The 18894-nt window shown below is 70.8% G+C and carries 20 protein-coding genes and 2 pseudogenes; 12 read left to right on the forward strand and 10 right to left on the reverse strand.

Going from position 1 to position 18894, the window contains the following annotated elements; all coding sequences use genetic code 11:
- Positions 1 to 114 precede the first annotated feature (114 nt).
- Together ALI22I_RS53535 and ALI22I_RS12555 are read left to right on the forward strand one after the other, a co-directional pair.
- Positions 115 to 1575, forward strand: a complete 1461-nt coding sequence (locus tag ALI22I_RS53535) for a hypothetical protein (protein ID WP_238598330.1) — start codon at positions 115 to 117, stop codon at positions 1573 to 1575.
- The gene (locus ALI22I_RS12555) at positions 1572 to 2012 is read left to right on the forward strand and encodes a hypothetical protein (RefSeq protein ID WP_077005662.1); all 441 of its coding nucleotides are present in this window, start codon (positions 1572 to 1574) and stop codon (positions 2010 to 2012) included. The genes ALI22I_RS53535 and ALI22I_RS12555 overlap by 4 nt, the downstream gene beginning before the upstream one ends.
- A 30-nt stretch (positions 2013 to 2042) precedes the next feature.
- On the opposite strand, the gene ALI22I_RS12560 is transcribed toward ALI22I_RS12555, so the two are convergent.
- Positions 2043 to 2999, reverse strand: a complete 957-nt coding sequence (locus tag ALI22I_RS12560) for a LysR family transcriptional regulator (protein ID WP_238598338.1) — start codon at positions 2997 to 2999, stop codon at positions 2043 to 2045.
- A gap of 247 nt (positions 3000 to 3246) precedes the next feature.
- Between ALI22I_RS12560 and ALI22I_RS12565 the strand changes: the two genes are divergently transcribed.
- The 5 genes and pseudogenes from ALI22I_RS12565 to ALI22I_RS12590 all read left to right on the forward strand — a co-directional run bounded on the left by ALI22I_RS12565 (position 3247) and on the right by ALI22I_RS12590 (position 7139).
- Positions 3247 to 4044 (forward strand): 2-amino-3,7-dideoxy-D-threo-hept-6-ulosonate synthase, encoded by a 798-nt coding sequence (locus ALI22I_RS12565; RefSeq protein WP_077005664.1) that lies wholly within the window; start codon positions 3247 to 3249, stop codon positions 4042 to 4044.
- A gap of 31 nt (positions 4045 to 4075) precedes the next feature.
- Positions 4076 to 5149, forward strand: a complete 1074-nt coding sequence (locus tag ALI22I_RS12570) for a 3-dehydroquinate synthase II family protein (protein WP_077005665.1) — start codon at positions 4076 to 4078, stop codon at positions 5147 to 5149.
- A gap of 292 nt (positions 5150 to 5441) precedes the next feature.
- Positions 5442 to 5648: pseudogene (locus tag ALI22I_RS54625) on the forward strand (AMP-binding enzyme); the annotation flags it as partial.
- 75 nt (positions 5649 to 5723) lie between these two features.
- Positions 5724 to 6302: an isopentenyl-diphosphate Delta-isomerase gene (idi, locus tag ALI22I_RS53545; protein WP_077005800.1), complete on the forward strand. Its 579-nt coding sequence runs from the start codon at positions 5724 to 5726 to the stop codon at positions 6300 to 6302.
- Between the two features lie 72 nt (positions 6303 to 6374).
- Complete coding sequence (locus ALI22I_RS12590) at positions 6375 to 7139, forward strand: DUF998 domain-containing protein (protein WP_077005666.1); 765 nt, start codon at positions 6375 to 6377, stop codon at positions 7137 to 7139.
- On the opposite strand, the gene ALI22I_RS12595 is transcribed toward ALI22I_RS12590, so the two are convergent.
- On the reverse strand, positions 7103 to 8734 hold the full coding sequence (locus tag ALI22I_RS12595) for an AMP-dependent synthetase/ligase (RefSeq protein WP_077005667.1): 1632 nt from the start codon (positions 8732 to 8734) through the stop codon (positions 7103 to 7105). The two genes, ALI22I_RS12590 and ALI22I_RS12595, sit on opposite strands and share 37 nt — an antisense overlap.
- Before the next feature lie 46 nt (positions 8735 to 8780).
- Between ALI22I_RS12595 and ALI22I_RS12600 the strand changes: the two genes are divergently transcribed.
- From ALI22I_RS12600 to ALI22I_RS12610, 3 genes are read left to right on the forward strand one after another with little or no spacing between them, the layout of a single operon-like run.
- The gene (locus tag ALI22I_RS12600; protein ID WP_179118209.1) at positions 8781 to 9329 is read left to right on the forward strand and encodes a TetR/AcrR family transcriptional regulator; all 549 of its coding nucleotides are present in this window, start codon (positions 8781 to 8783) and stop codon (positions 9327 to 9329) included.
- A gap of 4 nt (positions 9330 to 9333) precedes the next feature.
- The gene (locus ALI22I_RS12605; protein WP_077005669.1) at positions 9334 to 9741 is read left to right on the forward strand and encodes a hypothetical protein; all 408 of its coding nucleotides are present in this window, start codon (positions 9334 to 9336) and stop codon (positions 9739 to 9741) included.
- A gap of 41 nt (positions 9742 to 9782) precedes the next feature.
- Positions 9783 to 10184, forward strand: a complete 402-nt coding sequence (locus tag ALI22I_RS12610) for a hypothetical protein (protein WP_077005670.1) — start codon at positions 9783 to 9785, stop codon at positions 10182 to 10184.
- Positions 10185 to 10207: 23 nt separating this feature from the next.
- On the opposite strand, the gene ALI22I_RS12615 is transcribed toward ALI22I_RS12610, so the two are convergent.
- From ALI22I_RS12615 to ALI22I_RS12625, 3 genes are read right to left on the reverse strand one after another with little or no spacing between them, the layout of a single operon-like run.
- Entirely contained in the window at positions 10208 to 11686 is a 1479-nt protein-coding gene (locus tag ALI22I_RS12615; protein WP_077005671.1) for a glutamate-cysteine ligase family protein, read from the reverse strand.
- 24 nt (positions 11687 to 11710) lie between these two features.
- Complete coding sequence (locus ALI22I_RS12620; protein WP_077005672.1) at positions 11711 to 12370, reverse strand: 4'-phosphopantetheinyl transferase family protein; 660 nt, start codon at positions 12368 to 12370, stop codon at positions 11711 to 11713.
- The gene (locus ALI22I_RS12625) at positions 12367 to 13212 is read right to left on the reverse strand and encodes a metallophosphoesterase family protein (protein ID WP_077005673.1); all 846 of its coding nucleotides are present in this window, start codon (positions 13210 to 13212) and stop codon (positions 12367 to 12369) included. The genes ALI22I_RS12620 and ALI22I_RS12625 overlap by 4 nt, the downstream gene beginning before the upstream one ends.
- Positions 13213 to 13630: 418 nt before the next feature.
- Between ALI22I_RS12625 and ALI22I_RS53550 the strand changes: the two are divergent.
- A pseudogene (locus ALI22I_RS53550) lies at positions 13631 to 13972 on the forward strand (transposase); the annotation flags it as partial.
- Positions 13973 to 14075: 103 nt separating this feature from the next.
- A complete protein-coding gene (locus ALI22I_RS12635; protein WP_083751673.1) occupies positions 14076 to 14330 on the forward strand; it encodes a hypothetical protein in 255 nt (84 codons plus the stop codon).
- Between the two features lie 16 nt (positions 14331 to 14346).
- Here the strand turns inward: ALI22I_RS12635 and ALI22I_RS12640 are convergent, their stop codons facing one another.
- Genes ALI22I_RS12640 through ALI22I_RS12660 form a run of 5 tightly spaced genes read right to left on the reverse strand, consistent with a single transcriptional unit; the run spans position 14347 to position 18816 of the window.
- Entirely contained in the window at positions 14347 to 15510 is a 1164-nt protein-coding gene (locus ALI22I_RS12640) for a histidine kinase (RefSeq protein WP_077005803.1), read from the reverse strand.
- A 5-nt stretch (positions 15511 to 15515) separates the two neighbouring features.
- Complete coding sequence (locus ALI22I_RS12645; RefSeq protein WP_077005675.1) at positions 15516 to 17237, reverse strand: sodium/solute symporter; 1722 nt, start codon at positions 17235 to 17237, stop codon at positions 15516 to 15518.
- Positions 17234 to 17635, reverse strand: coding sequence for a DUF485 domain-containing protein (locus ALI22I_RS12650; RefSeq protein ID WP_077005676.1), 402 nt, complete (start codon positions 17633 to 17635; stop codon positions 17234 to 17236). Before ALI22I_RS12650 ends, ALI22I_RS12645 begins: the two co-directional genes overlap by 4 nt.
- On the reverse strand, positions 17632 to 18471 hold the full coding sequence (locus tag ALI22I_RS12655; protein WP_202970945.1) for a LytR/AlgR family response regulator transcription factor: 840 nt from the start codon (positions 18469 to 18471) through the stop codon (positions 17632 to 17634). Before ALI22I_RS12655 ends, ALI22I_RS12650 begins: the two co-directional genes overlap by 4 nt.
- A 36-nt stretch (positions 18472 to 18507) precedes the next feature.
- On the reverse strand, positions 18508 to 18816 hold the full coding sequence (locus ALI22I_RS12660) for a hypothetical protein (protein WP_077005677.1): 309 nt from the start codon (positions 18814 to 18816) through the stop codon (positions 18508 to 18510).
- Positions 18817 to 18894: the final 78 nt, after the last annotated feature.

Below are 18894 nucleotides of genomic sequence, written 5' to 3' on the forward strand. Positions count from 1 at the left end.
CCGTAGGGCGATTTCCAGTTCGGCGGGGTCAATCGACACGCTCAGTACTCTACCTCCGGCGAAATTTGCCCCCGCCCGGTGAAATTCGCGTGAGGCACCGCTAGGGTGCCCGGCATGCCTACAGCGGGTACCGGCCCACGGGTGCGCCGGCTGGCCCATCCCGACGCCGACATCCGGGCGCGCGCCCTCGGCCTGCCCCGCGGTCGCCCCGTTCTCGCGGTGTTCGGCTCGGCCGATGCCTTGGACACCGAACTCGCCGCCAGAGTGCTGCCGGTGCTGCGTGCGGTACTCGCCGCCGCCGCGAAGGCGGACGCCGTCGTGATCACGACGGGTGCCGATGTCGGTGTCACGCACCTGATCGGGTTGGCCGCCGAATCGTTGGAGGGCCGGTGGCCGCGGTTGGTCGGTGTCGCGCCGTCGGGCCGGGTGGCCACGGAGGACGCCGAGCCCGCCGCGGGTGAGGTACGGCTCAACGTGAACCACGACACGGCGGTGCTCGTGCCGGGGTCGCAGTGGGGCGAGGAGGTGCCCGCGCTGTTCCGCGCGGTGGACGCCGTCGCCGGGTCCAAGCGCCCGGCGCTCGCGCTGCTGATCGGTGGCGACGCCGTGGCACGGGCCGCGCTCGTCGACCACCTCGGCCGCGACCGGCCGCTGCTCGTGCTCGCGGGCACCGGGGCGCTGGCCGACGAGATCGCCGGCGGCAAGCTCGATGACCCCGACGCGGACCCCATCGCCCCCACCGCTGCCATTACGCCAGCCACCAGTGCTCCCGCCGCCTCTCCCGACCCTGGCGCTGACGCTTTCGTCGGTGCCGGTGCTGTTGGTGGCGATGCTGTGGGCGAGTCGGCGGTTGCCGGCGGTGTCGGATACCCGGCGGGCGTTGGCGGCGCGGGCGACACCGCGACCGTGAGCGTTGCCGGCGATCTGGCCGGTGCGGGTGCGCGGAACGACGACCTCGCCGTGTTGGTGCGCAGTGGCCCGGTGGCCGTGGTGCACCTGGACGAGGGCGCGGACAAGGTGGTCGCGGTGTTGCGGCGGGTGTTGGGCAACCGGCCCGGCGCCAAGCTGCACGCCGACGTGCCGCCGCCCGCCGTGTGGCCGACGCTGCGGTTCCGGGCGCCCGAGCCGCACCCCGTGGTCGATCCCGGCTACGTGCTGGACTACCCGCTGCTCGCCGACGCGATCCACGAGGCCAACCAGGTGGTGGCACCCGCGCTGCACGAGTGCGAGGTCGCCGCCCTCCGGGCACGCGAACGCGCGCGGCTGCTGGTGGTGCTCGCCATCGCGGCCGGGTTCGGCACCACGGTGTCCGCCGCGTTGCAGATCTGGCTGCGGGACTCGCCGTGGCCCGGTGTGCTGCTCGCCGTCTCCGGCGCGGCCGCGGCGGTGCTCGCGGCCGTGGCCCGGGGCGGTGAGGACCCGGACGCGCGCGTTCGTGCCGAGCAGTTGCGCGCCCTGTACTTCGACCACCTCGCCGCACCACCCGCGGCCGACGACGCGGAGCGCGATGAGCGTTCCCGCGAGTTGGCCACGGCGGTGGCGCGGTACCGCCACGAATCGGTGAGCCGCACATGACCCCGGTCGGATCGTCCGCTTCGTCGACGGTGGTCGACGACCACCGCGAACAGTTCCTCCGCGCCTACCTGCGGCACCGGGTGGGCGAACGGCTCGCCGGGTTCGAGCAGGCCCAGACCCGCTACACGTCGGCGCGGCGCTGGGCGACGGCCCTCACCGTGCTGCTGTTCACCGCGGCGGCGGCGTTGGGCGCGGTGGCGATGGCCGACGACCAGCGGCGTGCGCTGTGGGCGTTCCTGGCCACGGTGGCGGCGGCGCTGGCCACCGGGATCACCGTCTACGAGGCCGCGTTCTCGTTCCGCGCCCAGTCCCGCCGGTCCGCGAACGGCGTGGCGTTGCTGCACCTGCTCCAAGCGCACGGCGCGCCGGAGGGCGAGGACGGCGTCAACGCGTTCCGCACCGAGGTGGAGAGCGTGCTGCGGCACTCGGACCAGTGATCCGGTAATCGGAGGTGTCCGGGTGGGACGTCAGCTGGCCGCCGCGGTCAACCCGGTCGCGGCCAGCTTCGCAGGGCGGTGGCCGTGGCCCCAGATCCGTTCCTGGTAAGCGCGCAACAGTGCCGTGTGGACCTGGTCCACGTACTCCGCGGCCGCGCAATCCCGGCGCCACACCAATGTGACGCGCCGGTGCACCGGGTTGCCCACGATCGGTTTCAACAGCACACCGGGCAAGTCGTGTCCGGTCGGGAAGAAACACGCCACGGTGTGCGCGGAACGCACCAGTTCCGCCGCCGCGGCGGGATCGACGCCGAAATGCGTGCAACGCGGTGTGAATCCGGCCGCCTCGCAGGCCAGGTGCAGGTTCAGCCGTCCGCCGCCGTGGCTCTCGTCCGGCACCGCCCATTCCTCATCGGACAGTTCGGACAGCCGAATCTCACCGCGGCCGGACAACCGGTGTCCGGTGGCGATTCCGACCAGCATCGGTTCCGTTATGACGGTCCGGTAATCGACCTCTTCGGGAATCCGCAGTGGACTCTGCGGGAATTCGGTCACCAGGGCCATGTCCAACTTCGCCGTGCGGACCAGTTCCAGCACCGCGTCGCCGTTGCGCTCGATGTGGGTGGTCTGCGGGTACGTGGGCAGCAACGCGCGCACCACGCCGACCAGCAACGGCGTCAGGGAACCGGCGACACCGCCGAGCCGGATGCCCGTCACGTCGTTCCCGGCGGCCAGCTTGCGCGCCGTGACGAGCAGATCGTCGAACCGTTCCACCAGGTCACGGGACCGCAGCACGACGTGGCGGCCCAGTTCGGTCAACTCGACGCCGTCCGTGCGCCGCAGGAACAGCGGACCGCCGAATCCGCGCTCGATCCGGCGCAACTGCGCGGTCAGACCGGCCTGCGCGATCTTCAACAGTGAGGCGGCTCGGCTGATGCTGCCCGCGTCCGCCACGGTCAGCACGACGTGCAGGTGCCGTAGCTCCATGTTCACTGCGGCAGCCTAGGGCAACCGGCACACGCCAAACACCGACCGCGAGAGTGGGTGAGGGGTTGACACTGCGTCGAGAAGATCGGGGTCCGTTGCTCCAACAGGTGCATAACTGACGAGTTATCGCCACGTCACACCTACCGCCGCGCTCACTGGTTCGACCACTCTGCTGGATGGCTATCGCCGAAAAGTTCTGTGTTCGCCCAGTTCTGTGTTCGCCCAGTCTTGGGAAGGTGTGAGCGACATGAGGAAAGCGTTGCGGCTGCGACGCCTTTCCCGTCCGCGCGACGACAGGTACCTCTTCGTCCCGCTCGACCACAGCGTTTCCGATGGTCCAGTGGTAACGCGCGACCGGTGGCACGAACTCATCGACTCCGTGGTCGTCGGCGGCGCCGACGCGGTGATCGTCCACAAAGGACGAGTGCGCACCATCGACCCGGACGTGCTGGCCGGGTGCGCGCTGGTCGTCCACCTGAGCGCGGGCACCGCGCACGCCGCCGACGCCAACGCCAAGGTCCTCGTCGGCGACGTCGACGAGGCGCTGCGGCTGGGCGCCGACGCGGTGAGCGTGCACGTCAACATCGGCTCGGACACCGAGGGGCGCCAACTGGCCGACTTCGGCGTGGTGGCCAAGGCGTGCGACGACTGGAACGTGCCGCTGATCGCCATGGTCTACCCGCGCGGGCCGCGCATCGCCGACCAGACCGACGCCACGCTGCTCGCGCACGTGGTCAACATCGCGGTCGACCTCGGCGCCGACATCGTCAAGACCAACCTCGCCCTGCCCGCCGAGCGGATGGCCGAGGTCATCGCCACCTGCCCGATCCCGGTGCTGGTCGCGGGCGGCCCGGCGACCGGCGGCAGCGTGGTCGAGCACGCCCGCGCCGCGATGGCGGTCGGCTGCGCCGGCCTCGCCGTCGGCCGCCGGGTGTTCACCGCGGCCGCACCGATGTCGCTGGTCGCGGAACTGGCGTCGATCGTCCACGACGACACCGAGGCGGACCTGGTCCGCGCGATGACGGGCGTCGTGGCCTCGTCATGACCACGTCGCGCTCTCACCCATTGGAGAACCGTTGAAGTTCGCCTGGATCGACCTCCGAACCGTCCCCGAAGCGCACCGCGAAGCCGTCGTGGACGCCGCCGTGCACGCCCGCATCGCGGGCATCGTCTCCGACGACCCGGCGCTGCTGGACACGCTGCCGCCGACGATCACCCGCGTGCTCGTCGCCGACGCGGCGGTCGAGAGCCCGCACCTGGTCACCGTGGTGGTGGACGACCAGGACCGGCTGGACCGGCTCACCACCGACGCGGCGTTCGTGCAGGTCCGCGATGACCGCACGCTCAAGCTGGCGTGCGCGGCGGCGGTGCGGCTGGGGCACACCGTGGTCGCGTTCACCGACCCGACGAAGATCCCGCTGGAGATCGTCATCGCGGCCGCCGACGGCGCGCCCGGCAAGCTGGTCACCGTCGTGGCCGACCTCGAAGAGGCCGCGATCGTGCTGGACGTGCTGGAGCACGGCTCGGACGGCGTGCTCATGGCCCCGCGCGACGCCACCGACGTGTTCAAGCTGGCGCGACTGCTGGAAGCCACCACCCCGCCGTTGACCCTCACCACGCTCACCGTCGAGGGCATCACCCACAACGGCCTGGGCGACCGGGTCTGCGTGGACACCGCCTCGCACTTCCAGGAGGACGAGGGCATCCTCGTCGGCTCGTTCTCCTCCGGTTTCATCCTCTGCTGCAGCGAGACCCACCCGCTGCCCTACATGCCGACCCGGCCGTTCCGGGTCAACGCCGGCGCCCTGCACTCCTACGTGCTCGGCCCGGACAACCGCACCAACTACCTGTCCGAGCTGCGCTCCGGCAGCACGGTGCTCGCCGTCAACTCCGAGGGCCGCACCCGCAAGCTCACCGTCGGCCGGGCCAAGCTCGAATCGCGCCCGATCCTGACCATCACCGCGCACTCGCCCGAGGGCGTCGAGGTGAGCCTCACCGTGCAGGACGACTGGCACGTGCGGGTGCTCGGCCCCGGCGGGAAGGTCCGCAACGTCACCGAGCTGCGACGCGGCGACGAACTGCTCGGCTACATCGCGACCGAGCAGCGGCACGTGGGCATCCCCATCGGCGAGTTCTGCAAGGAGACCTGAGCCAGATGCGCGAGTTCGTCACCGAACTGCTGCGCCGCCACGGCGCGCTGACCATGGACGCGGCCGGCGTGACCCGGCGGTCGGTGGGCAGGCCGCTGATCGACACCACGATCCGGGTGCGGGACGGCTGGTCGAGGTGGCGCTGGACGAGTCGCCGTACCTGCGCGACGACGACTCCTCCCGTTACCTGGACGGGTGGTTCCGGACGGGTGACCGGGGCGAGTTCGACGCGCACGGCAACCTGCGGCTGCTGGGTCGGGCGGACTCGCTGGTCGTGGTGCGGGGCAGCAAGGTGGACCTGACCCAGGTCGAGTCGGCGCTGCGGGCCCACCCGCTGGTCACCGAGGCGATCGTGGTGCACGACAAGGCCATCGAGGCGTACGTGGCGACCGAGTCGGACGCGCTGACCCCGCACGACGTCGCCGCGTGGTGCGCCGAGCGGTTGGCCGACTTCAAGCAGCCGCGGCGGGTCCGCGTGCTGCGGGCGCTGCCGCGGACGTCGAGCGGCAAGCTGGTGCGAAACCCTAGGCGTCTTGCCGACGCGCGGCGATCGTTGGTGTGGAAGGGTGGGCGTGTGGAACAAGTCGTGCTCCTGGACGAGTCCGGTGCCGGTATCGGTGTGGCCGACAAGGCCTCCGTGCACCACGCGTCAACCCCGCTGCACCTGGCGTTCTCGTCGTACCTGTTCGACGCGGCCGGCCGGCTGCTGCTGACCAGGCGCGCCCTGCACAAGAAGACGTGGCCGGGCGTGTGGACGAACTCGTGCTGCGGCCACCCCGCGCCGGACGAGCCGATGATCCCGGCGGTGTCGCGGCGGCTGGCCGACGAGCTGGGGCTGGAGGGCGTCACGCTCGACCTGGTGCTGCCCGCGTTCCGCTACCGGGCGGTGATGGAGAACGGGATCATCGAGAACGAGATGTGCCCGGTCTTCCGCGGCCTGGTCACCGGCGACCCGACGCCCAACCCGGACGAGGTCGACTCGTTCGAGTGGGTGCCGTGGGCCGAGTTCGCTCCGGCGGTGCTGGCCGGCGCCCGTCCCGTGTCGCCGTGGTGCGCGTTGCAGGTGGCGGAGCTGTGGGAACTGGGCCCCGACCCGCTGGCCTGGCCCACCGGCCCCACCTCGGGCCTGCCCGCCGCCGCCCACCTCTCCTGAAAGCTACCGACAACCTGTCGCACAGCTGTCGGTTCCCTGAACGGCGGAACAACACTCCGGTGACCGTCCGTTATGCCGGGTGTGCTGACCGCTGAACTCGCTCCGACCCGTTCCCCGGCCCGCTTCGTCGCCCTCGGGGGCGCTGTCGCCGTCCTGCTGACCGTCGCCCTCATCGGGGGACTCGACCTGTACGGGCTCACCGAGTCCACCAGGCACCTGCGCCGCACCATCAGCGAGTACGCCCTCGGGCCGTACCGCTGGGTGTTCGACTCGGGCGTGGTGCTGCTCGTGCTCGGCTCGGCCGCGATCCTCACCGTGCTGGTGCGCCGGGGGATGGCCAAGTGGAACTCGGTGGGCGCGATCGCGTTCGCCGCGTGGTCGGTCGGGCTCGCCCTGGTGGTGATCTTCCCCAAGAACAACTGGGCCATCGGCCCGAGCGTCAGCGGCAGCATCCACCGCTTCGGCAGCCTGCTGGCGTTCATCGCCCTGCCGATCGCGGCGATGCTGCTGGCCCGCCCGTGGCGGCGGGACCCGGTGTGGGGTGGCCACGCGCGCTGGACGTTCCGGCTGGGTGTGCTGTCCGCGCTGGCCTTCATGCCGATCCTGTACGCCATCCTGGTGAACGTGGTCGTCGGCACGTCGTGGTGGCGTGTGCTGCCCCTCGGCTACATCGAGCGGCTGCTGGTGTTCACCGAGGTGGTGGCCGTGCTGGTGACCAGTGTGTGGGCGATCGCGGTGTCCCGGCACACGCACCGGGCCGAGCCCGCGCCTGTGCCCGCGTCCGTTCCCGTTGAAGAGGCTCAGTCCGAGTACAAGCTGTCCAACACGTCGCTGTAGCGGGTCTCGATCACGTTGCGGCGCATCTTCAGGCTGGCCGTGAGGGTGCCGTCGGCGACCGTGAAGTCCTTCGGCAGCACGACGAACTTCTTGATCGTCTCGTGCCGCGCCAGCTTGTCGTTGGCGGCCTTGACGGCCCGGCCGACCTCGGCGTCCGCGTCGAGGTCGGCGGGCGCGAGATCGGGGTCGATGGTGACCAGCGCGACGCAGTAGTTGCGCCGGTCGCCGTGCACCAGCACGTTCCCGATGTACGGGCTGTTGGACTTGACCAGCCCCTCCACCGCCTGCGGCGCGACGTACTTGCCGCCGGAGGTCTTGATCAGCTCCTTCTTCCGGTCGGTGATGCGCAGCCGGCCGGCCTCGTCCAACTCGCCGATGTCGCCGGTGTGCAGCCAGCCGTCGCGCAACGCCTCGGCGGTCTCCTCGGGCAGCCCGTGGTAGCCGCGCATGATGCCGCGCCCGCCGATCAGCACCTCGCCGTCGTCGGCGATGCGCACCTCGGTGCCGAGCAACGGCTTGCCGACCGTACCCAGCTTGTTCGCGCCGGGCCGGTTCACGAACGACGCCGCCGAGGACTCGGTCAGGCCGTAGCCCTCCAGGATCGTGATGCCCGCCCGGTCGAAGAACTCGCCGACCGGCCGGGACAGCGGCGCCGAGCCGGACACGAAGTACTTGATCCGGCCGCCGACCCGGTCCCGCAGCTTGCTGAACACCAGCTTGTCCGCGATCCGGCGGCGGACGCGCCACTCCGGGTGCTCGGCCACGGCCAACGCCCAGTCGAACAGCTTCGCCTTCACCCCGCCCGCCTCGCGCATCGAAGCGACGACCCGCTGGTGGATCTTCTCGAAGATGCGCGGCGCGGCGGCCACCACGGTCGGGCGCAGCTCCAGCAGGTTGGCCGCGATCCGGTCCACGTCGCCGTCCACGGCGGTGGGCACGCCGGTCGCGATCATCGCCACCTCCAGCACCTTGCCGAACGCGTGGGACATCGGCAGCCACAGGAAGTGCAGGTCGTCCAGGGTCAGCACGCCGAGGTCCGTGATCGCGTCCGCCGTGTGCAGCCAGTTGTCGTGGGTGAGCTCGACGCCCTTGGGCGTGCCCGTGGTGCCGGACGTGTAGATCAGCGTGGCCAGCCGGTCCGGCGTCAGCTCGTCCACCATCGCGTCGTAGACGGCCTTTGCCGTCGAAGCGGCCACCGGTTTCGGCTCCCAGTCCGGCGTGATCACCTTCGCGTCCACCTTGCCCGCGAGGTCGGGGTCGGCGACCACGAAGATGCTCTCGGAGTCGCGGATGATGTGCGCGACGACGTCCGGCGTGCTGCTGGGGTAGATCGTCGTCGTCACGCCGCCCGCCGCCAGCACGGCCAGGTCGGTGAGGATCCAGTCCACGCTGGTCGCGGCCATGATCGCGACGCGTGCCTCGTCCCGCACGCCCAGCTCGCGGAAGCCCAGCGCGCGCCTGCGCACGTGCTCGCCGACCTCGGCCCACGTCATCGATGTCCACGCGGCACCGGCGCCGGCCCGGTAGCGCAGCGCCTCGGCGTCCGGGGTGGCGCGCACCCGTTCGCGCAGCAGATCGGGAATGGAACGGGCCACGGTGACCTCCTGGGGGAGCGGCGCTCTAGAGCGGTACTCTAACGCGGTGAGATCGACTAGTCAGCGGGCCGTGCTGGACGCGGCGCTCGCGCTGGTCGACGAGGGAGGGCTGGACGCGGTCACGATCAGCGCGTTGACCGCCCGTTCCGGTGTCTCCAACGGCAGCGTCTACCACCACTTCGGCAGCCGGGCCGGCCTGTTCGCCGTGCTGTACGGGGAGAGCTTCGCGCACTGCGTCGCCGCGATGACCCCGGCGCTGGACGTCGGCGACGCGGAGAAGGCCGTGCGGGCGGTGGTGGCGCGGTACCTGGAGTGGGTCGCCGCGCACCCCGGCCGGGCCCGGTTGCTGTACACCGCGCCGTCGACCGCCGATCCCGAGGTGAAAGCGGCGCTGTTCGAGCCGGTCGCGCGCTGGTTCGCGGCCCGGATGGCGGCGGGCGAGGTGCGCGAGATCCCGTTGTGGGCGCTGGACCCCGTGGTGATGGGACCCGCGCACGAGTGCGCCCGGCGGTACCTGACGGGTGGCCTCGACCTGACCGTGGCGGGTGATCTTGTCGGTGATGCGGTGTGGGCGGCCGTCGCGCCCGTAGGGTGATCGCATGGCCACTTGGGGCGACCTCGCCGCATACGTGCACGACACCTATGACGTGATCTCGGAGAACGAGGACGAGATCCGGATCCTGTTCAACTTCGAGCAGTTCGACGAGGACGACGAGCGGACCCAGGTGGTCATCCTGGTCCGCGAAGTGCTCGACAAGCTGCACGAGTGGGTGCAGATCGCCTCGCCGATCGGGCTGGCGGCGAACGTGGACCTGCACGCGTTCCTGTCCGAGGTCGGCAACTCGACCATCGCCTGCGGCGCGGCGGTCATGGGGGACCACGTCGTGCTGCGGCACTCGTTGCCGTTGATCAACCTGGACATCCACGAGTTCACCGAACCGCTGGCGCTGCTCGCGGGCACGGCGGACCGGTTGGAGGAAACGTTCTTCGGGGGCGACAACTACTAGTGCTAACTTAGCCTTACCTAACTAAGAGGGAAGGCGCACGCGTGTCCACACGGCCTGTCTCGATCGCCGGGTACGAGTCCATGACCATCCAGGTCCGTGCGGGTCTGGGTGAGCGAAGGCTGGTCGCCGCCGTCCGGTCCCTGTTGGTGCGGCACGAGGTGCTGCGGGCCGACGGCGTCACCGCCGACTCGTGCGTCCACCGGGTCGTGCTGCTGCCGGAGATGGTCCCGCACGCCGCCTCGGTGCCGGTCGAGGACATGCCGGGCACCGGACCGCTGCGGGTGGTGTGGTTCGACGGCGGCGCGGTCGGCCGGATCGTGCTGGCCGTCCGCCGTGACGTCCTGGCCCGCCTGCCGTGGCACGTGCTGCTGCCCGGCCTGGTGTCGGCGTGGACGGCGAGCATCCACCTGCGCACCAGGCGGGTGTGGATCTCGGCGACCTGAGCCCGTTGACGGTTCCGGGAGACTCAGGTCACCGGCCAGGTGTGTACGGGCTCGTTGGTGTGCATGAGGTCCCGGTAGGTGCGGAGCATTCGGCGTAGGGCCTCGGGTCGGTCGAGGGCGGTGTGGTCGTAGTGGTGGTGGAAGGAGCGGGCTTGCCAGGTTGCGCCGTTCACGCCGGTCAGGCAGCGTTGTTCGATCACCCCGAGGAGCCGGTCGCGTTCCGCGGCCTCCACCTTCAGACGTACCAAGCCCTCGTGTGCCAGGGGCAGCAGACGTCGTAGGACGAGCTCGACGACTGGGACCGTTCCTAGCCCCGGCCAGTAGACCTGGGCGTCGATGCCGTCCCGTGCGCCGGAGGTGAAGTTCTCCTCCGCGGCGCTGAACGACATCTGGGACCACACCGGCCGTTCCTCCTCGGCCAGCATCCGCACCAAGCCGTAGTAGAACGCCCCGTTGGCCAGCATGTCGACCACCGTCGGCCCGGCCGGCAGCGTGCGGTTCTCCACTCGCAGGTGCGGTTGGTCGCGCACGACGTCGTAGACCGGGCGGTTCCAGCGGTAGATGGTGCCGTTGTGCAGCCGCAGTTCCGCCAGTGACGGCGTGTCGCCGTGCTCCAACACCTGCAACGGGTCCTCCTGGTCGCAGATCGGCAGCAACGCCGGGAAGTACCGCACGTTCTCCTCGAACAGGTCGAAGATCGACGTGATCCACCGCTCCCCGAACCACACCCGCGGCCGGACGCCCTGTTCCTTCAGCTCGTCGCTGCGCGTGTCCGTGGCCTGCTGGAACAGCGCGATCCGGGTCTCCCGCCACAGCTCCTTGCCCAGTAAAAACGGCGAGTTCGCGCCCACCGCGACCTGCACGCCGGCGATCGCCTGGGCCGCGTTCCAGTGCGCCGGGAACGCCTCCGGCGACACCTGGAGGTGGAACTGCGTGCTCGTGCACGCGCCCTCCGGCACGATCGAGTCCGCGGTCATCTGCAACCGCTCGACCCCGCTGATCGCGATCTGGATGTCCTCGCCCCGCGCCGCCAGCACCTGCTCGTTGAGCAACGCGTACCGCGGGTTCCCGGACAGCGCGGTCACGGCCAGGTGCTTGGGCTGCAACGTCGGCAGGATGCCGATCATCACCATGTGCGCGTCCACGCCCCGCGCCTTGTGCTCGGCCTCGTTCAACGACCTCCGCACGACCTCCTCGAACGCCGAGATCCCGCCGCCGGTCAACAGCCGGGGCGCGACGTTGATCTCCAGGTTCCACTGGCCGAGTTCGGTCACGAAGTCCGGGTCGGCGATGGCCGCCAACGCCTCGGCGTTGCGCATCGCCGGGTCACCGACGTCGTCGACCAGGTTGAGCTCGATCTCCAGCCCGGTCGTCGGCCGGTCGAACTCGAACCGCGACTCCTTCAGCATCCGGGCGAACACGTCCAGGCAGCGACGCACCTTCGTGCGGTACCGCGTGCGGTCATCGCGGGTGAACTGCTGAGGTCCGACCTCGTCGCCCATACCGCCGCCTTCCAGCCTTGATCATCAGCGCGCGGGTACCGCGATCGCGGTCACCACAAACCCCTCCCGTGCCAGCCAGCGACCGGTGAACCCGTCCAACGCCACACCGTCCACGATGGGGGCATCGATGAGGATGCGCGCGGTGAAAGTGCCGTCGTCCGGGTTGATGGTCACCTCCGCATCCTCGAACCCCAGCCACGTCCGCGCCAGTGGGAACCACGCTTTGTAGACCGTTTCCTTCGCGCTGAACAGCAGTCGGTCCCACGCCACCTTGTCGCCGGCCGCCCTCAGCTCGCCCATCCGGGCCAGTTCGCCGGGCACCGCGATGGCCTCCAGCACCCCCGACGGCGTCGGCTCGTTCGGCTCGGCGTCGATGCCGATGGTCCACACGTCGGAGACCCGGCCCGCGGCCGCCGCGCGGTAGCCCTTGCAGTGCGTGATGCTGCCGACCACTCCCGAAGGCCACGTCGGCTCCCGCTTCGGGCCGGGCAGCAGCGGCACGGGCGGGAACCCGAGCCCGGCCAGCGCCGTGCGCGCGCAGTGCCGCCCGGTGGTGAACTCCTTGCGCCTTTTGTCCACCGAACGGGCGATGTGCTCCTCCTCTTCGGGGAACAACACCACCCCGTCGGGATCGTCGAAGGCCTCGAACGCCGAAATCGGGGGCGCGAGCAGGTCGGTGATCACCGGGCGTCCCCCTCGCGCAGCACGTCCAGCAGCGGCGCCGTGGTCCAGCCGCGCGGCACCCACTCCCGCGGGTAACCGAGCGACACCTCGTCGAAGCGGACGCCGTCCTTGCGGATCGTGCGCGGGATGTGCAGGTGCCCGTAGACCATCACCGCCGCGCGGAACCGCAGGTGCCAGTCCGCGGTGCGCTCGGTGCCGCACCACAACGCGAATTCGGGGTACCGCAGCACGAACGTGGGGTCGCGCACGAGCGGCCAGTGGTTGATCAGCACGGTCCGCAGCGAAGGGTCGACCGCGCGCAACCGCCGCTCGGTCTCCTCGATCCGCGCCGCGCACCACGCCTCACGGCTCGGGTACGGGTCCGGGTGCAGGAAGTACTCGTCGGTGCAGATGACACCGGCCTCCTGGGCGGCGTTCATCGCGGACGCCTTGTCCGTCGTCCCCGTCGGCCGGAACGTGTAGTCGTACAGTGTGAACAGCGGCGCCACCGCCACCGGCCCGCCGGCGCCCTCGAACACCGCGAACTCGTCCTCCGGCGTGAGCACGTCGATGCTCCGGCACAGCTCCACGAGTTGCTTGTAGCGCACCTCGCCGCGCGCCTGCGCGCCGTCGTCCTTCGTGGTCCACAGCTCGTGGTTGCCCGGCGACCAGACCACCTTGGCGAACCGGCCGCGCAGCACGCCCAGCGCCCACTCGATGTCGTCGAACTTCTCCGCCACGTCGCCCGCGACGATCAGCCAGTCGTCGGGGGAGCGCGGCCGGATGGCCTCGACGATGTCGCGGTTCTGCTGGTAGGTCACGTGCAGGTCGCTGGTGGCGAGGAGTCGCGGCGGGGTGGTCACACCTCCGAGCGTATCCGTGAGTTCACAGTTTCGGGGAGTGACCGCTCATCCGCTCATCGCGCCTGTGGCACCGTTCGGCGGAGCGTGGGGGGCCGCGTGACGCTGGACCACTCCCGTTCGTCGCGCGTTCTCTTACCAGCGGGCGTCCGGGTTCCTAGCGTGATGGGCATCACGCTAGTCCTGGGCGGAGGACCTGATGACCAACTACGTACGACCAGCACAGCCGTTCGGCCGAACGGTGGGTGCGGAGATCGCCCGCCAGGTTCAGCAGCACACACACCCGGCGGTCGCGCCCCGGCGCACCGACGACGCCGCACTGGCCATGTTGCTGCGCGCCCGCCAGCGCGGTGACGCCCAGCGGCAGGAGCCGTGGGTGCGCCGTGCGCCGGAGACACCTCCCCGACCGCCGCACGCCGACGTGATCGAGCAACTGGCCGTGCGCCTGGTGCCGCCGTCGCTGTGGGCCGTGGTCGAGCCGCTGATCCCGCCCGCGAAGGTGCGCCGCCAGGGCGGCGGCCGGGGCCGGGTGTCGGACCGGGCCATCTTCACCGCGATCGTGTTCGTGCTGACCAGTGGTTGCGCGTGGCGGCACCTGCCGCCGACGTTCGGCGTGACCGTGCCGACCGTGCACCGGCGGTTCCAGGAGTGGAGCGAGGCCGGGCTGTGGCTGCGGCTGCGGCGGGTGGCGATGGAAGGCGCGGCGGACGACGCGGAGTGGCTGCGGCTGGTGCTCGAAGCGGCGGAACGGCGCGGCGCACGGGCCGCGGGCTGAACGGAACGTGGAACGGCGGTGGGGCCACGGACGTCCCTGTTTGTGAACCGGGACGTCCGCTCCACCGTTTGTCCCAATGGAGGTGTTTGTCATGGAAGAACTGTCCAGACGCGAGATCGCACTGCTCAAGGCGACCGCCGCGAACCGGGTCGACCTGACCCGCAGCACCGAACCGGACGTGCGGGTGGACGGCCTGCCGTTCTGCGACCCGACCACGGCGCGCGCCCTCGTGCACGCGGGCTTCATCGAAGCGGCAACCCCTGTCGCGCCCGGTCACCGAGCGCCCGCCCGTCTCACCGCCGCCGGTGTCGCGGTCCTGGGCCTGGACGTGGTGGCAGCGGCCTGAGGTTCCGTTCGCGCGGCTAGGCGTGCACGCCTGCCTGGTACTTCGGCACCCGCACGCTGATCTTCGTGCCGAGGCCCTGTGCGGTTTCCACGACGAGGCCGTAGTCGTCGCCGTAGCAGCGCCGCAGCCGCTCGTCGATGTTCCCCAACCCGATGCCGGCCGTCTCGCCGACCTGGCCCGCCAGGGTGCGGCGCAGGGCGTCCGGGTCCATGCCGATGCCGTCGTCCTCGATGGTGATGTGCGCTTCTTCGCCCGCGTCCGCCGCCAGGATCGAGATGTGCCCCGGCCCGACCTTGCCCTCCATGCCGTGCCGCACCGCGTTCTCCACCAGCGGTTGCAGGCACAGGAACGGCACGGTCACCGGCAGCACCTCGGGCGCGATCTGCAACGTCACCTTGAGCCGTTCGCCGAACCGGGCCCGTTCCAGGGCCAGGTACTGGTCGATCGACTTCAGCTCCTCCGACAACGTGGTGAAGTCGCCCGCCCGGCGGAACGAGTAGCGGGTGAAGTCGGCGAAGTCCAGCAACAGGGTGCGAGCGCGCTCAGGGTCCGTGCGCACGTAGGACGCGATGGCGGACAGCGAGTTGTAGATGAAGTGCGGCGAGATCTGCGCCCGCAGCGCCCGCACCTCCGCCTCCACCAACCTGGTCCGCGACCGGTCCAGTTCGGCCAGCTCCAACTGGCCCGACGCCCACCGCGCCACCTCGTTCGTCGCCCGCACCAGCCCCGCCGACGCCTCCCGGCTGTACGCCGCGAGCACGCCGACCACCCGTCCCTCCACGGTCAGCGGCGCGAGGACGGCCGTGTGCACGGGGCAGTCGGGCGCGGAGCAGGTGATGTCGAACGCGCGCGTGCGGCCGGTGTCGAACACGTCGGCCGCCAGGCCCATCGCCTCGGACGCGTGGTGGCTGCCGTCGCCCTCCCACGCCACCACCTCGGTCTCGTCGGTCAACGCCAGCGCGGGCGTGCCCAGCAACGTCCGCAGGTGCTTGGCCGACTTCTTCGCCGCCTCCGGCACCAGCCCGGCGCGCAGCGGGGGAGCGGCGGACCACGCGGTGTGCAGCGTCTCGAACGTGATCCGCTGCTCGTTGGTGAGGAAATCGTTGCGGGAGTGGGAAGTCCGCCACAGCGTGATCACCACGGCCAGGCCGACGAGCAGTATCGCGCCCGCCGTCCACATCGCGGTCACAACCGGTCCTGACTGCGCAGACCCAGGTTCTCCGGCGCGTGCAAGCGCACCATGACGTGGTTCACCCCCGGCGGCACCTTGCGCGGTGTCAGCAGCGACACCACGTACATCACGACGAAGCCCAACGGCACGGTCCACGCGGCGGGCCGGGTCAGGAACACGTGGTACCACGCGCCGCCGCCACCGGCGCTGATCGTCACCATCCCGGCCACCAGCGCGGGCAGGCCACCGGCCAGCATCCCGGCGACCGCGCCGACCGTGGTGATCCGGTTGCTCCAGATCCCCAGCACCAGCAGCGGGCACAGCGACGACGCGGCCACCGCGAACGCCAGACCGACCATGTCCGCCACCGGCACCCGGCCCACCAGCAACGTCATGCCCAACGGCACCAGCACGGCCAGCACCGTGGACAGCCGGAACCCGCGCACACCGCGGAACCGCAGCACGTCCCGGCTCAGCACGCCCGCCAGCGACACCATCAGCCCGGACGACGTGGACAGGAACGCGGCGAACGCCCCACCGGCCACCAGCGCGCCCAGCAGCTGCCCGCCCAGCCCGTCGATCATCCGGCTGGGCAGCACCAGCACCACCGCGTCCGTGTCACCGGTCATCAGCAGCTCGGGCGTGTACAGCCGACCGAGCGCACCGTAGATCGGTGGCATCAGGTAGAAGACGCCCAGCAGCCCCAGCACTATCAACGTGGTCCGGCGCGCCGCGCGGCCGTTCGGGTTGGTGTAGAAGCGCACGATCACGTGCGGCAATCCCATGGTGCCCAGGAACGTGGCGATGATCAGCGAGTACACCGCGTACAACGGGAACCGCTCGCCGCCGCGCATGGGCAGCGCCCACACGTCGTTGGTGTTCGACGGGATCGACAGCACGTGCGGCACGATCGCGCCCTCGGGGAACGTGAGCCGTGACCCGGCGGCCACGATGTGATCGCCCGTGGTCAGCTCGGCGTCGCCGTCGACCCGCTGCCCGTCCACCAGACCGGAGCCGGTGTAGGGCGTGTACTCGGACACCTGGAACTTCGTGTCGCTGTCGAAGGTGACCGTGGTCTGCTTCGGGAACTCGGGGAACTGCGGCCCGGTCAGGTCACGCGCGCCGTGCGCGTGCCAGGCCAGCACCAGGAACACCACCGGCACCGCGATCGCGGTCAGCTTGAGCCAGTACTGGAACGCCTGCACGAACGTGATGCTGCGCATCCCGCCGGAGATCACGTTCGTGGTCACCACGACCGCGACCACCAGCGCGCCCACCCAGTTCGGCGCGCCGGTCACCGTGTTCAACGTCAGCCCGGCGCCCTGCAACTGCGGCAACAGGTACAGCCACCCGATGGCCAGCGCGAACACGCTCGCCACCGCCCGCACCGACGGCGACGCGAACCGCGCCTCGGCGAAGTCCGGCAACGTGTACGCGCCGCTGCGCCGCAGGGGAGCCGCGACCAGCGCGAGCAGCACCAGGTAGCCCGCCGTGTAGCCGACCGGGAACCACAGCATGTCCGGCCCGTGCGCGAAGATCAGCCCGGCGATGCCGACGAACGACGCCGCGGACAGGTACTCGCCGCCGATGGCCGACGCGTTCCACCACGGCGACACGGTCCGCGAGGCGACGAAGAAGTCCGACGTCGTCCGCGAGATCCGCAGCCCGTACGTGCCCACCAACATCGTGCCGACCGCGACGACCAACACCGCGACGATGCCGTACCCACTGCTCACGAGCGCTCCACCAGTTCGGCGAACTCCCGCTCGCTGCGCTCGGCCTGGCGCACGTAGAACCAGCCCGCGAGCACGAACACGGGGAACACCAGCACACCGAGCAGCAGCCACGGCAGCGGCAGGCCCAACAGCCGCTGCGCGGCTACCGACGGCGCGAGTGTGAACACCAGCGGCAGTGCCGCGACGCTGCCGCAGACCACCGCGCACAGCAGCAGGCCGAGCCGCCGTTGGGTGCGGATCAGCGAGCGCATGTAGACCGCGCCGAGTTCGCTCTGCTCGTCGATCTCCCGCGAGGCCGGGTACGGGCGGGGAGCGCGCGGCGCGCGGGTGCGCGGGCTGGTGACCACGACCCGCTGGGTGTGCGGGCGCTGGTTGGGCGGCCGTTGGGGGGAGGTCACGACGGCTGCCGGTTGCGGCGCACCAGCAGTTGCCGCAGGTGCCGGGCGTGCCGCCGGCTGACCGGCAGCACCGCGCCGCCGATGTTCACGCTCAGGTGGCCGTCCTCCAGCCGCAGTTCGTCGATGTGCCCGAGTGACACGAGGTGACTGCGGTGGATGCGCACGAATCCGGCGGACCGCCACCGCTCTTCCAGCCCGTTGAGCGCGGCGCGTACCAATCCACTCCCGGTGGCGGTGTGCAGGCGGGCGTAATCACCGTGCGCCTCGACGTACCGGATGTCGGCCAGCCGGATGAACCTGGTGATGCCGCCGAGTTCGACCGGAATGACCTCGTCACCCACATCGGGGTTTTTCTCCGCCGGTGCGGTGGCGGCCGGTTCCGCCGCCTTCGAATCGAGCACTTCGTGCACGATCCGGTGCACCGACTCGGCCAACCGCTCCGCCCGAACGGGCTTGAGCAGGTAATCGAGCGCTTTCAGTTCAAAAGCCTCGACCGCCGGTTCCTGGTGCGCGGTGACGAAAACAATGCGCGGCGGCTGGGCGAACCGGGACAGCACGCGGGCCAGATCCAGCCCGTCCAGGCCGGGCATCCGGATGTCCAGGAACACCGCGTCGACCGGCTGGCCGGCGTCCATGGCGCGGTGCAGGGTCCGCAACGCCTTGGTCGCGTCCGTGACGCCCTCGACGTGGGCGACACGCGGGTCGGAGCGCAGCAGGTAGACGAGGTCGTCGAGGGCGGGCGCCTCGTCGTCCACGGCGAGCACCCGCAGGGTTCGCTCAAGCGCCCCACGGCGCTCCGGGCCCTCGCAGAGAGGGCAGGGAAGTCCTGAGGTCATGGAGTTCCAATGCGGTGTGGTCGGCAGCGTCGGCGATTAGACCACCGGACGCCTATCCTCACCCTTCGGGGTGGCCAAGGGCAATGACCTGCGCGCCGCCTGCGCGTCACCCAGGGTCATCTCCAGTTCGAGGAACGCCTCTTCGGCCCGCCGGGCCGCCATCGACACCGACGCCGCCGCCGCGCTGCCGACCAGCCGACGGGTCGGTTCCTGCAACCCGCGCACCACGTCGGACCACTCGTCGGCCATGCGGGCCAACCTGGTGAGCGCGGAGACCAATTCGGCGGAAGTGCGGGGCGTCACGTCCGCGATCCGCGCCAAGCCGACGTGCGGATCGGATTCCATGACATCCCCCACAACTCCTGCTGCCGAAGTATCGAAACCCGATGCTCTCGTTCTCCGGGGGCCGGGTCAACGACCCGG

This window comes from Saccharothrix sp. ALI-22-I (assembly GCF_001984175.1).
Lineage (GTDB): Bacteria > Actinomycetota > Actinomycetes > Mycobacteriales > Pseudonocardiaceae > Actinosynnema.

Coding starts and splice junctions, on each gene's coding strand:
- ALI22I_RS12635 (WP_083751673.1), top strand. CDS start 14,076: ATGGAAGAACTGTCCAGACGCGAGATCGCACTGCTCAAGGCGACCGCC.
- ALI22I_RS12555 (WP_077005662.1), top strand. CDS start 1,572: ATGACCCCGGTCGGATCGTCCGCTTCGTCGACGGTGGTCGACGACCAC.
- ALI22I_RS53535 (WP_238598330.1), top strand. CDS start 115: ATGCCTACAGCGGGTACCGGCCCACGGGTGCGCCGGCTGGCCCATCCC.
- ALI22I_RS12560 (WP_238598338.1), bottom strand. CDS start 2,999: ATGGAGCTACGGCACCTGCACGTCGTGCTGACCGTGGCGGACGCGGGC.
- ALI22I_RS12655 (WP_202970945.1), bottom strand. CDS start 18,471: ATGACCTCAGGACTTCCCTGCCCTCTCTGCGAGGGCCCGGAGCGCCGT.
- ALI22I_RS12640 (WP_077005803.1), bottom strand. CDS start 15,510: ATGTGGACGGCGGGCGCGATACTGCTCGTCGGCCTGGCCGTGGTGATC.
- ALI22I_RS12605 (WP_077005669.1), top strand. CDS start 9,334: ATGGCCACTTGGGGCGACCTCGCCGCATACGTGCACGACACCTATGAC.
- ALI22I_RS12590 (WP_077005666.1), top strand. CDS start 6,375: ATGCCGGGTGTGCTGACCGCTGAACTCGCTCCGACCCGTTCCCCGGCC.
- ALI22I_RS12660 (WP_077005677.1), bottom strand. CDS start 18,816: ATGGAATCCGATCCGCACGTCGGCTTGGCGCGGATCGCGGACGTGACG.
- ALI22I_RS12565 (WP_077005664.1), top strand. CDS start 3,247: ATGAGGAAAGCGTTGCGGCTGCGACGCCTTTCCCGTCCGCGCGACGAC.
- ALI22I_RS12615 (WP_077005671.1), bottom strand. CDS start 11,686: ATGGGCGACGAGGTCGGACCTCAGCAGTTCACCCGCGATGACCGCACG.